General features: G+C 63.6%; 9 protein-coding genes. All 9 read left to right on the top strand.

Annotated features, from left to right (window positions below; genetic code table 11):
* Positions 1-10: 10 nt before the first annotated feature.
* The 9 genes from tssK to HX790_RS27210 are packed head-to-tail and all read left to right on the top strand — an operon-like array spanning position 11 to position 14,076.
* Complete coding sequence (gene tssK, locus HX790_RS27250; RefSeq protein WP_017135827.1) at positions 11-1,345, top strand: type VI secretion system baseplate subunit TssK; 1,335 nt, start codon at positions 11-13, stop codon at positions 1,343-1,345.
* Positions 1,346-1,351: 6 nt separating this feature from the next.
* Complete coding sequence (locus tag HX790_RS27245) at positions 1,352-2,641, top strand: DotU family type VI secretion system protein (RefSeq protein ID WP_017135828.1); 1,290 nt, start codon at positions 1,352-1,354, stop codon at positions 2,639-2,641.
* Positions 2,638-6,138: a type VI secretion system membrane subunit TssM gene (gene tssM / locus HX790_RS27240; RefSeq protein WP_176992505.1), complete on the top strand. Its 3,501-nt coding sequence runs from the start codon at positions 2,638-2,640 to the stop codon at positions 6,136-6,138. Before HX790_RS27245 ends, tssM begins: the two co-directional genes overlap by 4 nt.
* On the top strand, positions 6,135-6,788 hold the full coding sequence (gene tagF / locus HX790_RS27235) for a type VI secretion system-associated protein TagF (RefSeq protein WP_017135830.1): 654 nt from the start codon (positions 6,135-6,137) through the stop codon (positions 6,786-6,788). The genes tssM and tagF overlap by 4 nt, the downstream gene beginning before the upstream one ends.
* Positions 6,789-7,508: a PP2C family serine/threonine-protein phosphatase gene (locus HX790_RS27230; protein ID WP_017135831.1), complete on the top strand. Its 720-nt coding sequence runs from the start codon at positions 6,789-6,791 to the stop codon at positions 7,506-7,508. It abuts the gene before it with no gap.
* Positions 7,505-10,483, top strand: coding sequence for a serine/threonine-protein kinase (locus HX790_RS27225; RefSeq protein WP_176992504.1), 2,979 nt, complete (start codon positions 7,505-7,507; stop codon positions 10,481-10,483). Before HX790_RS27230 ends, HX790_RS27225 begins: the two co-directional genes overlap by 4 nt.
* Entirely contained in the window at positions 10,483-11,187 is a 705-nt protein-coding gene (locus HX790_RS27220; RefSeq protein WP_099550254.1) for an ABC transporter ATP-binding protein, read from the top strand. Before HX790_RS27225 ends, HX790_RS27220 begins: the two co-directional genes overlap by 1 nt.
* Complete coding sequence (locus HX790_RS27215; RefSeq protein ID WP_017135834.1) at positions 11,187-12,371, top strand: ABC transporter permease; 1,185 nt, start codon at positions 11,187-11,189, stop codon at positions 12,369-12,371. The genes HX790_RS27220 and HX790_RS27215 overlap by 1 nt, the downstream gene beginning before the upstream one ends.
* Positions 12,364-14,076 carry an SUMF1/EgtB/PvdO family nonheme iron enzyme gene (locus HX790_RS27210; RefSeq protein ID WP_138452936.1) on the top strand — a complete coding sequence of 571 codons (1,713 nt, stop codon included), beginning with the start codon at positions 12,364-12,366 and terminating at the stop codon, positions 14,074-14,076. Before HX790_RS27215 ends, HX790_RS27210 begins: the two co-directional genes overlap by 8 nt.
* The last annotated feature ends 43 nt before the right edge of the window (positions 14,077-14,119 follow it).

Here is a 14,119-nt window from a genome sequence, read left to right as displayed (position 1 = left end):
CGGAGCCCCCATGTCCTGGAACAATCGCGTGGTCTGGTCGGAAGGCATGTTCATCGGAACGCAGCACTTCCAGCAGCATGACCGTTACCTGGAAAACCTCATCGACGCGCGCAGCCGACCGTTGTCCGCCGGTGCCTGGGGCTTTTCCGAGTTGCTTATTGATCAGGGCCTGCTGGCCCAGGGCAAGCTGGCGATCGTGTCGGCGCGTGGCCTGTTGCCCGACGGCACGCCGTTCAATATTCCCCAGGACGACTTGGCGCCGAGCCCGCTGAATATCGACGACAACCTGCGCGACGGCCTGGTGTACCTGGCCTTGCCGCTCAAGCGCGCCGGTGCGCGAGACACGGTGGATGAAGGCGAAGCGCTGGAAGCGGCACGGTACGTCAGCCAGGTGCGCGAAGTACGCGACGACAACGCGCCGTTTGAAAACCGCGCGCCAGTGGCTGTGGGTTCCCGAGCGCTGCGCCTGTTGACCGCGCAGGATGGCATCAGTGACTACGCCGCCATCGGCCTGGTGCGCATCAAGGAAAAGCGTGCCGACCGTGCATTGGTGCTCGACGACACGTATATCCCACCGGTTTTGGACGTGGCCGCGAGCAAACCACTCACCGCCTTTCGCAGTGAACTGCTCGGCCTGCTGCACCAGCGCGGCGAAGCCCTGGCGGGCCGCGTGGTCGCCTCGGGCGCGGGTGGTGCTTCGGAAATTGCCGACTTCATGCTGCTGCAGTTGGTCAACCGGGCGCAGCCGCTGATCCAGCATTTGAGCCAGTTAAGCCCGCTGCACCCTGAGCGGTTTTTCAGCGAGCTGGTGAGCTTGGCCGGTGAGTTTTCGACCTTCTCAACCTCGGGTCGCCGCCCTCAGGAATACCCGCAATACCAGCACGATGACCTGATCCTGAGTTTCGCCCCGGTGATGGCGGCCCTGCGTGAAGCGCTGTCGATGCTGATCGACAGCAAAGCCACGCCGATCCCGATTGTGGAAAAAGCCTATGGCATCCACGTGGCCATGCTCGCCGACAAAACCCTGCTCGACAGCGCCAGTTTCATCCTCGTGGTACGCGCCGACGTGCCCGGCGAAACCCTGCGCGCGCGCTTCGGCCAGCAGAGCAAAGTCGGCTCGGTGGAGCACATCCGCGACATGGTCAACCTGCAATTGCCAGGTATCGGCCTGCTGCCGTTGCCGGTTGCGCCACGCCAGATCCCGTACCACGCAGGCAGCACCTATTACGAGCTGGACCGTGGCAGCGAGCACTGGCAGCAACTGAACAACTCCGGCGGGTTTGCCTTCCATATCGCCGGGCAGTTCCCGGGCTTGAACCTGGCCTTCTGGGCGATCCGAGGATAATTGGCGATGCATCCTAATGATGATGACCGCACCCAGTTCATGCCTCGCCCAGGTGGTCGTGCACCGGAACCTGCACGTGCCGAACCGGCGCCTTTGTCGATGCCGGCCGCGCCGATCCTCACCGGCAAAAGCCAGGGCCTGAACCCGTTGGAAAGCGCCGCCGGGCCGCTGTTGGCGCTGTTGACGCGCCTGCGCAACACCATCGCCCATCCGGCGCCGGCCAGTTTGCGTGCGCAGTTGCTGGCCTACCTGCGCCAGTTCGAAGAGCGCGCCGAAGCCGCCGGTGTGGCGCGCAACGAAGTGCTGCTGGCGCGTTACGCGCTGTGTACGGCGCTCGATGAAGCCGTGCTCAGCACGCCGTGGGGCAGTGCCAGTGACTGGGGCAAGCAGAGCTTGTTGATCACCGTGCACAACGAAGCCTGGGGCGGCGAAAAAGTCTTCCAGTTGCTCGACCATTGCCTGCAAAGCCCGCGTGAGCGCCTGTACCTGCTGGAGCTGCTGTACCTGTGCATGTGTCTGGGTTTTGAAGGCCGCTACCGCGTGATGAATGACGGTCGCAGCCAGCTGGAAGCCTTGCGTGAACGCACCGCCGCAGCGATTCGCAGTGCGCGTGGTGAGCACGAACGCGAACTCTCGCCGCATTGGCGCGGCGTGACGGTGGCACGTGATCGCCTCGCGCAATTCATGCCGCCGTGGATCGCTGTGGCCATCGGCCTGGCGCTGCTGCTGGCGTTGCTGTTTGGCTTGCGCATGAAACTGGCGTCGGATGCGGAGCCGGTATTCAAGAATATCCATGCCCTGGGCGAGATTCCGGTGCAGGCCATCGACCGCCCGGTGGCGCAGCCCAAGGTCATCGAGCGGCCGCGTCTGGCCGGCTTCCTGGTGGAAGACATCAAGGCGGGCCGCGTGGCCGTGGAAGACAAGGTCGACCGCTCCGTGGTGACGATTCGCGGCGATGAACTGTTCGCGTCTGCCAGCTCCAGCATCCGCGATGACTTCGAGCCACTGATGCTGCGCATCGCTGACGCCATCCGTAAGGTAAAGGGCCAGGTCCGCGTGACCGGGCACAGCGATAACCGCCCGATTGCCACGCTGCGCTTCCCGTCCAACTGGGCATTGTCCGAAGCGCGGGCCAAGTCGGTGCTGGACATCCTGGCGGCCAAGACCGGCCAGGCGGATCGCTTCAGCGCTGAAGGCCGCAGCGACACCGAGCCGGTGGCGACCAACGCCACCGCCGAAGGCCGTGCCCGCAATCGTCGGGTTGAAATCACCGTATTGGCGGAGGGCGTCGAGTGAAGGCGTTTTTCAGTTTCATGATTCGCTGGGTGATCCCCGTGCTGGGCCTGATTGCCCTGAGCCTGATCATCTGGTTTGTGGGGCCGTTGCTCGATGTGCTGGTGCCGGAAGGGCGGCGCTGGGTGTTGATTATCTTGGTGTTTGCGCTGTGGATCGCCTACCGCGTAGTGCGCATTATCCAGGCGCGCCGCCAGGCCGCCGAAGTGATGCGCAGCCTCGCCGCCGAAACCCCGGCCGACCCCAACAGCGTCGCCACGGCCGAAGAGTTGTCGACCTTGCGCCAGCGCATGGACGAAGCCCTGGCATTGCTGAAAAAGGCCAAGCTCGGCGGTGATGAGCGCCGCAATCTCTATGAGCTGCCGTGGTACGTGATCATCGGGCCGCCGGGTTCGGGCAAGACCACCGCGCTGGTCAATTCCGGCCTGCACTTTCCACTCGCTGCGCAGTTGGGCGCCGGTGCTGTGCGCGGCGTTGGCGGTACGCGCAATTGTGATTGGTGGTTTACCGACCAGGCCGTTTTGCTCGATACCGCTGGCCGCTACACCACCCAGGACAGCAACTCCACAGTGGATAAAGCCGCGTGGCTGGGCTTTCTCGATCTGTTGAAAAAGCAGCGTTCGCGTCGGCCCATTGATGGCGCGTTTATCGCCATCAGCCTCTCGGATCTGCTGCTCGGTACGGAGGCCGAACGCGCCGCCCATGCGGCGGCGATTCGCCTGCGGATCCAGGAGCTGTACACCCAATTGGGCGTGCGTTTCCCGATCTACCTGATGCTGACCAAGCTCGACCTGGTGCCGGGCTTCATGGAGTTCTTCGACAACCTGAGCAAGGAAGACCGCGCCCAGGTGTGGGGCATGACCTTCGCCCTGGACGACGGCAAAAACAGCGACAGCCCGCTGGCCCATCTGCAAAGCGAGTTTGCGGGTCTTGAGCAGCGCCTGAATGAACGGCTGGTGGAGCGCCTGCAACAGGAGCGTGACCCGGCGCGGCGTGACCTGATCTACGGCTTCCCGCAGCAGTTCGGTGCGTTGAAAGATTGCCTGCAAGGTTTCCTCGAAGGCGTGTTCAAACCCAACGCCTTCGAAGAGCGCGTGTTGCTGCGCGGAGTCTATTTCACCAGCGGCACCCAGGAAGGCAGCCCGATTGATCGCTTGATCGGCGCCATGGCCCAGAGCATGAACCTGGACCGCCAGCACCTGGCACGACAGAGCGGCACCGGGCGCAGTTATTTCATCGAAAAGTTGTTCACCGCCGTGGCGTTTGCCGAGCGTGGGTTGGTGGGTGTGAACCCGAAAGTCGAGCGCCGCCGCAAGTGGATTGCACGCGGTGTGCTGGCCGCTACCATCGCCCTTGTGGTGGTGGTCAGTGGCCTGTGGTGGGTGAGTTATCGTGCCAACCAGGCGTATATCGCCCAGGTTGACCAGAAGGTTGCGCCGCTGGGCCAGACCGTACAAAACCTCAGCCCGGCGCAGCGTGAAGTGCTGGCAGTGTTGCCGCTGCTCAACGCGGTGAAGAACCTCTCGGGCGATTCGCCGAGCTGGTCCGAAGGCCTGGGCCTGTATCAGGGCGATATGCTCGAAGCCGAATCTGCCAGTGTCTATCGCAAGCTCTTGATCGCCGTGTTCGCGCCGCGACTAGTGACGCGCATCGAAGAGCAACTGCATGGCGGCGGCAATTCCGACTTCCTCTACGAGGGCCTCAAGGCCTACCTGATGCTCGCCGATAACGAGCACTACGACCCGGACTTCATCAAGGCCTGGGTCGCCCTGGATTGGGACCGCAACCTGCCGCGTGACCTGCCGGCCGATCAGCGCCAGGCGTTGACCGGGCACTTGCAGGCGCTGTTCGACCGTCACCCGCCGAATGCGCGGCTGGACCCACGCCTGATCGATGACCTGCGTCGCCAACTGCAACAGCTGCCGGTGGCGCAACGCGTGTACGACCGGGTCAAGCGCCAGAAGCTGCCCGAGGGCATCCCCGACTTTCGCCTCAACGAAGCCGCCGGCCGTGATGCTGCGTTGGTGTTCAGCCGTAAAAGCGGAAAGCCATTGGGCGAACCGTTGAGTGGGTTCTTCACTGCCAAAGGCTATCGTCAGGCGTTCCTGCTCAGCAGCCTGAACCAGACTGGCACGCTCGCGGAAGAACAATGGGTGTTGGGCCGTGAGCAAGCCGATCAGCAGAACGTGGTGAGCCTGGCCGCCGACGTGCGCCGCCTGTACTTCCAGGACTACCAGCGCCAATGGGACGCCTTGCTCGCGGACATCGACTTTGTGCCGATCACCAGCGTGGCCCAGGCGGCCGATGTGCTGCGGGTGATTTCCGGCCCCACTTCGCCGCTTAAAAAGCTGCTGGTAGCCGTGGCCAAAGAGACCGATCTGCAAGCTGAAGAACGCCAATTGGCCGCCAAAGGCGTGCCGGTGGAAGGCGGTGTCGACAAGCTCAAGGAACGTCTCGGCAGCCTGCTCGGCCAGGAGCAACCAAGCGCTAATGCACCGCAAGCGGCGGACGATCCGGTGACCGCGCACTTTGCCGAACTCAATAGCATCGTCAGCAAAAACGAAGGCGAACCGGCGGCCATCGACGGCCTGTTGGCGGACATGAACGCGCTGTATGTGCAAGTCAGCGCCATGGTCGGCGCCAGTGGCGACGCCTTGCTTGGCGAGGCCAAGAACCAGGCGGCCGCTGCGGCCACGCGGGTCAGCTTGAATGCCGAGCGCCAGCCGCCGCTGGTGCAGGGCATGGTCAAGTCGGTGGTCAACTCCACCACCAACAGCATGATGGGCGGGGTGCGTAACCAGCTGAATGCGGCGTGGGTGAGTGAAGTGGTCAACGTGTATCGCCAGTCTCTGGCGGGGCGTTATCCGATGTCGCCGGGCAGCGCGCGGGACGCCACGCTCGATGACTTCGGCCAGTTCTTCGGCGTTGGCGGGGTGATGGATAACTATTTCCGCAAATACCTGCAGCCTTACGTGGATACGTCCGCACAGACCTGGCGCTGGCAGCCGGGCGCGGCGCAGAAGCTTGGGATCGCGCCGGGCGTGCTGCAAACCTTCCAGCGTGCGGCGGCTATTCGTGACGCGTTCTTTAGATTGGGGGGCACCCAGCCGATCGTGCGTTTCGAGCTCAAGCCGGTGTCGATGGACCCGACCATCACCCAGTTCCTGCTCGACCTCGACGGCCAGCAACTGAGCTACGACCACGGCCCAAGCCGCCCGGTGGCGATGCAATGGCCCAACCCCGGCAGCATTGGCGTGGTGCGTATTTCGATCACGCCGCCGTCGGCCAGTGGCCGTTCCGGCGTGACCCTGGACGGCCCATGGGCATGGTTCCGTCTGCTGGAGCAATCGGACCTGAGCGCCGGCAATTCGCCGGACCGCTTCAACCTGCGTTTGCGGGTTGATGGCGCGAGCATCGCCTACGAGTTGCGCGCCAACAGCGCCTTCAACCCGTTCAAGAGCCGCGTACTCAGTGGCTTCAGCCTGCCGGAGCGGCTATGAACACGCTGGGCTTCTACGGCAAGTTGGCCAGCCGCGGTGACTTTGTCAGCCGCGCCTTGCCCCAGAGTTTTATCGGCCCGTGGGACAGCTGGCTGGCCGCAGGTTTGCTCGCCAGCCAGAGCAGCCTGGGTGGCGATTGGCTAAATGTCTATCTGGTCAGCCCGTTGTGGCGTTTTGTGCTGGCGCCGGGCGTGTGCGGGCCGGACGCGGCGGCAGGCGTGGTGATGCCGAGTATTGATCGGGTCGGGCGCTATTTCCCGTTGGCCGTGGTGGCGTTGCTTGATCACGACACTAACCCGGCGTCATTGGTGGGTGGCCCGGATACGTGGTTTGAGCAGGCTGAAGAGCTGTTGCTCAGCACCCTGGATACTGGCGCTACGTTTGAAGGCTTTAACGATGGCGTTGACAGCCTGGGCATCCCGGCCAGTGAACCGCGCGCGGTAGACAGTCGCTTCGCGGGCCTGCAGCGGGTCGCCGCCACCGTGCCCCACAGCCGCATGACCGCACTGGCCGAGCAGGCTTGTGAGGGTGCCAGCCTGTGGTGGGGCCGTGGCTCACAACGTATTTCCCCAGGTTTATTGCGGTGCCAGGGTTTGCCGGCTGCCGGCGATTTTGCGCAGTTTTTGCTCGGACAAGAAGGTGTGGTGTAGATGGGGGCGACGTTTAAATCCGCGAGCAAAAGCCATGTGGGCATGGTGCGCCAGGTCAATGAAGACGCGTGCCTGGACCTGCCGGAAAACCGCCTGTGGGTGGTAGCCGATGGCATGGGCGGGCATGCGGCCGGCGATTACGTCAGCAGCTTGATCGTCGACAGTCTGCGCAACGTGCCGGTGGGGCGCTCTCTCGATGAATACTCGGCGGCCTTGCGCAATGACCTGATCCGCATCAACGCCACGGTGCGTGAAGAAACCGCCAACCGTGGCGTGAGCATGATGGGCAGCACCGTGGTGGTGCTCGCCGCACGTGGCCTACGTGGCGTGTGTTTATGGGCCGGCGACAGTCGCCTGTACCGCCTGCGCGAAGGGCAGTTGGACAGCATTTCGCGCGATCACAGCTACGTGCAGGACCTGCAAGACAGCGGCCTGCTCAGCGAAGCCGACGCGCGCGTGCATCCTCGCGCCAATATCGTCACCCGCGCCGTGGGCGTGGAGGCGCAGCTGGAAGTGGCGGTGACTGACCTGCTGATTTCCCCCGGCGACAGCTACCTGCTGTGCAGCGATGGCCTGAACAAGACCGTCGAAGACCATGAAATACGTGAAGTGCTGAGCCACGACGCGCCGGACGAAATCGTGCGCAGCCTGGTGCACCTGGGGCTCAACCGTGGCGCGCCGGACAATATCACTGCCATTGTCGTGAAGGTCTCGCCATGAACATTGTGATCCCTGGCTACGACATCGAAGGCGAGATCGGCGAAGGCGCCATGGCCAGCGTGTACCTGGCGACCCAGCGCTCGCTGGAGCGCAAGGTGGCCTTGAAGGTGATGGCGGCGGCGCTGGCGGCCGACCCGAGCTTCTGCGAGCGCTTCCTGCGCGAGGGCAAGACCCTGGCGCGCCTGTCGCATCCGCACACGGTGACCATCCATGACATCGGCAATGTCGGTGAGCTGTACTACATGGCCATGGAATACCTGCCCAACGGCACGCTGAAGGAGCGTATCGCCGCCGGCCTGACGCCGGAGCAGGGCGTGACGCTGATTCGCCAAATCGCTTCGGCGTTGGGCTATGCGCATGCACAGGGTTTGGTACACCGCGACGTCAAACCAGCGAACATTCTGTTTCGCGCTGACGGTACCGCCGTGCTGTCGGACTTCGGCATCGCCAAGTCCCTGGACGATCGCACCCAGTTCACCCAAGCCGGTTTTGCCGTGGGCACGCCGAGCTATATGAGCCCGGAGCAGGCGCGTGGCCAGGAAATTGATGGCCGCGCCGACCTGTATGCGTTGGGCGTGGTGCTCTACGAAATTCTCGTCGGCAAGTTGCCGTACAACGGCACCGATGCGCTGTCCACTGCGCTGGCGCATCTGACCGAGCCGCTGCCGGAACTGCCGGTGCACCACGGGCGTTATCAGGAGGTGCTGCGCAAGCTGTTGGCCAAAGACCCGGCCGAGCGTTTTCCGGATGCGGCGGCGTTGCTGCGCGCGCTCGACCAACTGCCCGCAGATTCGCCGGAAGCCACGCTGGTGCGGCCGTTACCGATTCCGCTGAGTTTTGACTTGGCCGGAATGACGCCAGTGTCCATCGAGATTCCGACCGACAAACCCCAGCCGCAACCGGTGCGTCGACCGGTGGTAACTCCCACGCAACACCGCGCCGTGTCCGAGCAGCGCCGTGGCCCGGTGCTGGCCCTGGCCGCTGTCGCTGTGGCGGTTGCACTGGCTATTGGTGGCGCCAGTTACTGGTGGCTGAGCGGCAGCGATGAACCTGCCAAACCGCCTGTCGCCGTGGTGCCCAAGACCACGCCACCGCCGGAGGTAAAGCCGGTGGTGGCCGAGGCGGATGGCGGCCAGCGGCCGTTGCTGATGGCCGGTAAAAAGACCTTGTTCCAGCGCGTGCTCAGCAAGCCGGGCGCCAAGCTGTCCCATGATGCCGGTGGTGCAGCAGACGAAGCCCTGCCGGCGTTTTCGGTGCTCTATGTTTACCAGCGCAAAGACATCGACGGCAGCCCGTGGGTGCGTGTCGGCGCCGCAACCGATGGGCGCAGCGATGGTTGGTTGCCCGCCGCTCAAGTCAGCGACTGGAAGCAAAGCCTGGTGCTTAAGTTTACCGAGCGCTCGGGCCGGGCGCCGGTGATGTTCCTGCGCCAATCGGCGGAGGTGGAAAAGCTGTTGGCTGATCCCGCCGCCGCCAAAAACGTGTTGGCCAAGGCGCAGAAGAACCGCGAAGACAATCAACAGGTGCTGGCGCTTGAGCCGACAGCCAGTGCTGTGCCGCAAAACCAGTTTTACCTGCTGCCGATTTTTGATTCCAAAGAGAGCTTCGACGAAAACGGCCAGCCGGTGCAGTTGCTCAATGTGGCGTCCATCGACCCGGGCAGCGCGGCGGCCAAGCCGGCCACCAAAGCAATCGCCGCAGACGCTTTCCGCACGGCCGTGGTGTTGGTGGTCGACACGACGGTTTCGATGCAGCCTTACATCGACCAGGTTCGCGATGTGGTGCATGAGTTGCAAACTCGCATTGCCGAGCGCGGTGAGCTTGATAGCGTGAGCTTCGGGCTGGTGGGCTTTCGTAACAGCATCAAGAAAACCCCTGGTTTGGAATACGTCGCCAAGACGCTCATCAGCCTTGATCAGGGCCGCGACCCGCAGCGCTTCCTCGATATGGCGCGTCAGGTCAAAGCGTCCACGGTGTCCAGTCACTCGTTCAATGAGGACGCGTTTGCCGGGGTGATGCAGGCGGTCGATGGCATGGATTGGTCTGGCTACGGCGGGCGCATCATTTTGCTGGTCACCGATGCCGGCGCGCTGCGCAAGAACGACCCGTTCGCCGCCACCCAGATGAACGAAGCCGAAGTGCGCCAGGCGGCACTCGGCAAGCAGATCAAGATTTACGCCCTGCACCTGCGTACCGATGCCGGCAAGAAAACCCACGCCGGTGCCGAAACCCAGTACCGCGTGCTGACCGCAGACGCCAACCCGCAGATCGGCGACCTTTACACGCCGGTGCCCGGGGGTGATGTACACAAGCTGGGCGAGCGGGTTGATGAGATTGGCACAGTGTTCGCCAACCTGGTGCACCAGGTCCGTAGCGACACGCCGCAACCGGTTCCGCTGCTGAGTAGCGCGCCGAGCCTGGCGGATAAATCCGCAGCAGTCGGCTACGCCATGCACATGGACTTCCTCGGCCGTAAAACCGCCAGCCAGGCGCCGCAACTGGTCAGCGCCTGGACCGCCGATCGTGACCTGACCAACCCGGCGCTGCCGGCGTTCCAGGTGTGCGTGATGCTCACAAAATTGCAGCTAAACGACCTGCAGCAATCGCTGAAACTGATCGTGGATGCCGCGCGTAAAACCCAGACCTCGCCCAAGGATTTCTTCCAGGAAATTGCCAGCGCTTCAGCCTATATGAGCCGTGACCCGCAGGCCCTGCGCAAGGGCGGTAACCTGGCCGATGGCGGCCTGCTCGGTGAGTACCTGGAAGGCCTGCCGTACCGCAGCAAGTCGCTGAACATGACCCAGGACTTGTGGTTGTCGCTGAGTGTGGCCGAGCAGGAAGACTTTATCGACGAGCTGGATTCGAAAATCCGGCTCTACGAAACCTTTCACAATGATGTGGCCAACTGGGTCCGTTTCGGCGATGCCGAGCCGGGCGATGCGTTGTACCGCGTACCGTTGTCGACGCTGCCGTAATGCTGAACTTGAGCGCGGTGCACAAAAGCCGGGGCACGGGGAGCCAGCGTTACAGCCTGGTGATTCCGGCCTTGCAGCTGCGTGCCGGTGAGCAGTTGGCGATTATCGGGCCCAGTGGCTGCGGCAAAAGCACTTTGCTGGATTTGCTCGCGCTGGTGTTGGCGCCGGATCAGGTGGGCCGGTTTGAATTCGACAACACCGATATCGGCGGGCTATGGCGTGCCGATCAGCAATCTACCCTGGCTGCGCTGCGCAGCCAGCACTTGGGTTACGTGCTGCAAACCGGCGGCCTGCTGGGTTTTCTCGATGTGCGCGGCAATATCGCCTTGTCGCGGCAATTGCTGGGTTTGAAGGATGACGGCAGCGTGGCGCGCCTGGCTGAACAGCTGGAGATCAGTGACCAGTTGGCGAAGAAACCGGCGGACCTGTCGGTAGGCCAACGCCAGCGCGTGAGTTGCGCCCGTGCCTTGGCCCATGCGCCGCAATTGGTGCTCGCGGATGAGCCGACCGCGTCGCTGGACCCACTGAATGCCGAGCGCGTGATGCAGGCGTTGCTGGCCCAGGCCCGCGAACACCGTGCCGCCTGCGTGATCGCCACCCATGACGAACCCCTGGCCCGCGCCAGCGGCTTGCAGGTACGGCGCATCGGTTGCCGCCGCGACCCTGATGGCGGCGTCACGGCCACGCTCGGGGAGGTGTGCTGATGCGCATCGGCTTGGTGGCCTCGCTGGCCTGGCAGGATTACCGCAATGACGCCTGGCTGTCGGCCTGTTCGGTGCTGGCGCTGGTGGCGGTGATCGCGCCGCTGCTGGTGTTATTCGGCCTGAAATTTGGACTGGTTGGCAGTTTGACCGAACGCTTGGAGACCGATCCGGCCACCCGTGAAATTATCCCATTGGGCGGTGGTCGATTCAGCAGCGAATTTATCCAGCAGCTAGGTCGGCGCAGCGATGTGGCCTTTGCCGTGCCGCGTACCCGACAAATTGCGGCGACCGCGCAGGTGGGCACGCTGGCGTTGGAAATGCTGCCGACGGCGGCGGGTGACCCGTTGCTCAGTGGTTTGCCAATGCCCAAGGGCCTGGACCAGATCGTGCTGAGCCACACCGCAGCCGAAAAGCTTGCGGCGCGGCCTGGGGATTGGCTGGAAACCCGCTTTGCGCGGCAAGTGGCGGGGCGCGTCGAAGCCCGCAACGCGCGCCTGCAGGTGCTGGCGGTGTTGCCGTTGGAAGCCTTCGCCCGTGACGGCTTGTTTGCTGATTTGGGCTTGCTGGAAGCGGCGGAAGATTACCGCGATGGCCGTGCCGTGCCGGTGTTGGGCTGGGACGGGGATGAGGTCGGGTTGAACGAGCAGCGTGTGTACCCGGCGTTTCGTCTTTACGCACGCAACCTTACTGATGTGGAGCCGCTGCGGGTGTATTTCGCCGGGCAGAATCTGTTGGTGTCGACCCAGGCACAGACCATCGCCCAGGTGCAGTCGTTGAGCCGTAACCTGTCGTTGGTGTTCTGGATTATTGCCGGGCTGGCCTTGGTCGGGGCGTTTGCAGCGATCTTCGCCGGGGCGCTGGCGGCTGTCGCGCGCAAGCGGCGGGAATTGTCGGTGTTGCGCCTGTTGGGGTTTTCCACCGGCGCACTGTTGTTGTTTGTGGTGTTGCAGGCGCTCTACAGCGCGGGGTTTGCCGCCGTGCTAAGCGCCGGGCTGTATGGCCTGGCCGAGGCTGCTTTGAATAAACTATTTGTGCAAGGGGCGGGCGAATATGCCAGTCACCTGCTGGCGCGTCACTACGTCCTGGCCCTGGTTGCAATCCTCGGCGTCAGCGCCGTGGCGGCGGCCTGTGGCGGTTGGCGAGTGGCGCGGATCCAGGCTTCTGAAGGAATCAGAGATGTATAAGTTACTGGGCGCCTGTGTGGCGCTGAGCCTGGCCTCGTTGGCCTGGGCCGATGAAGCGAGTGACAAACTGGATAACCCCAAGCCGTTGCCGGATGACGTGAGCCTGCCGCTGCCCTGCGAAGGCAATATGGTGTTCCGCTACGCCTACGTGCTGGCCCAAGGCACGCTGGATGACCGCGAGATCAGCCTCGGTTACCCCTTTGCCGAAGGCGAGGCGGGTTATCAGCAATCGTTTATTTCCGGCTACCGCCGCGACTTTATCAACGGCCAGTTCACGCTCAAGGATCTGCCCAAGGACTGGAACAAAGTCATCGCGCCGTTGATGCCGAAAACCGACGCCAAAACTCCGCTCAAGCCGATGCTGTATTTCATCGGCAAGTACGAAGTGACTGCCCGCCAGTATGCGCAGGTGATGTCCCAGGCGCAGTCGCTGGCCAGCGGCGAACCAGCTCCAGCCTGTGATGCGCCGACCGGCATGGCCGCGCGTTTGCCCAAGGTAAAACTATCGCGTTTCGAAGCTGAACGTTTCTCGGCGGTGTACAGCGCCTGGCTGATGAAATACCACCGTGAGCTGCTGCCGGTGAGCGGCCGCGGCTCTTCGGCCGACGACGGCGGCCTGGGTTTTGTGCGCCTGCCCACCGAAGTGGAATGGGAATACGCCGCACGCGGTGGCCAGGCGGTGAGCCGTCAGGAACTGGAAGGGCGACTGTTCCCGCGCCGCGTCGACGGCAGCGAGAGCGACGGCCCGCTGGGTGATTACGCGGTGTTCAACCAGGTCGCCGGCGGCACCGGTCAGGCTGCGCGCTTGATGCCCATCGGCACCAAATTGCCCAACCCCATCGGCCTGTTTGACGTGATCGGCAACGCAGCGGAAATGGTCCAGGAATCGTTCCAGCTGGTGCATGCCGGGCGCCGCCAGGGCACCTACGGGGGCTTTGTGGTCAAGGGCGGCAACTACCTGGAAGGCGAGGGCACGCTGTTTACCGGCATGCGCCGTGAGTACCCGTTATTCGCCGCTGACGGCACCGAACAAAGCAACGAAACCACCGGTTTTCGCGTAGCGATCGGCGCGTTGTCGGCGCCGCGCTCGCGCTACAAGGAGCTGTTCGCCCAGTGGCAGAAAGAAGGCCGCCTGGCGTCGCTGACTGACGCCATCGATGACGCCCAGGACCCGACCAAGCGCCTGGACAGCATCATTGCCGCCAGTGTCGACCCCAAGCTGCAAGCCGAACTCGGCCTGGTCAACGAAGAGCTGAAACGCAACGTTTCATTGATCGCCCAGCAGCGCGAAGAGGCCGCGGGCAACCTGATCCAGTCGGCCGCGTTGGTGGCCGAGACCATCAGCAATTACAACATCCGCCTGGCCAACTTGCAGAAGAGCCGCCAACAGGCCAAAGACAACAAGGATGAGGCCAGCGCGCAGCTGTTCGACATGGCCATCACCAATGGCCGCAGCGCCCTCGACGGCGCAGTGGCGATTTACATCGACAACCTGGCCACCGGCACGCGCTACACCGATGCGGTGATCCAGGCCCAGTTTCAAAGGATCAAGGAAGAGTTGGATCGCAAGCCAGTGCTCGGCAAGAGCCTGGTGACGCGCGCGACACTGTTCGTTCGCCATGTCGGCAACTACCGCAAGCAACAGCGGGCCGACCCGGCAACGATCTTGAAGGAATTGCTCGCAGCGAGCGGTCAGCGGTCTTGACCGCTGGTTGTATGGCGAGCTTGGAAAGGACTCAGGCGGCGGT

It is taken from the genome of Pseudomonas sp. IPO3747 (assembly GCF_013385245.1).
Classification (GTDB): Bacteria; Pseudomonadota; Gammaproteobacteria; order Pseudomonadales; family Pseudomonadaceae; genus Aquipseudomonas; species Aquipseudomonas edaphica.
Note: the sequence above shows the minus strand (reverse complement) of the source record. Positions and strands in the feature narration are given on the sequence as shown.

What these genes read in the sequence shown, in the direction of transcription:
- HX790_RS27230 (WP_017135831.1), top strand. Translation starts at nt 6,789, where the DNA reads ATGGGGGCGACGTTTAAATCCGCGAGCAAAAGCCATGTGGGCATGGTG.
- HX790_RS27220 (WP_099550254.1), top strand. Translation starts at nt 10,483, where the DNA reads ATGCTGAACTTGAGCGCGGTGCACAAAAGCCGGGGCACGGGGAGCCAG.
- HX790_RS27210 (WP_138452936.1), top strand. Translation starts at nt 12,364, where the DNA reads ATGTATAAGTTACTGGGCGCCTGTGTGGCGCTGAGCCTGGCCTCGTTG.
- HX790_RS27225 (WP_176992504.1), top strand. Translation starts at nt 7,505, where the DNA reads ATGAACATTGTGATCCCTGGCTACGACATCGAAGGCGAGATCGGCGAA.
- tssK (WP_017135827.1), top strand. Translation starts at nt 11, where the DNA reads ATGTCCTGGAACAATCGCGTGGTCTGGTCGGAAGGCATGTTCATCGGA.
- tagF (WP_017135830.1), top strand. Translation starts at nt 6,135, where the DNA reads ATGAACACGCTGGGCTTCTACGGCAAGTTGGCCAGCCGCGGTGACTTT.
- HX790_RS27215 (WP_017135834.1), top strand. Translation starts at nt 11,187, where the DNA reads ATGCGCATCGGCTTGGTGGCCTCGCTGGCCTGGCAGGATTACCGCAAT.
- HX790_RS27245 (WP_017135828.1), top strand. Translation starts at nt 1,352, where the DNA reads ATGCATCCTAATGATGATGACCGCACCCAGTTCATGCCTCGCCCAGGT.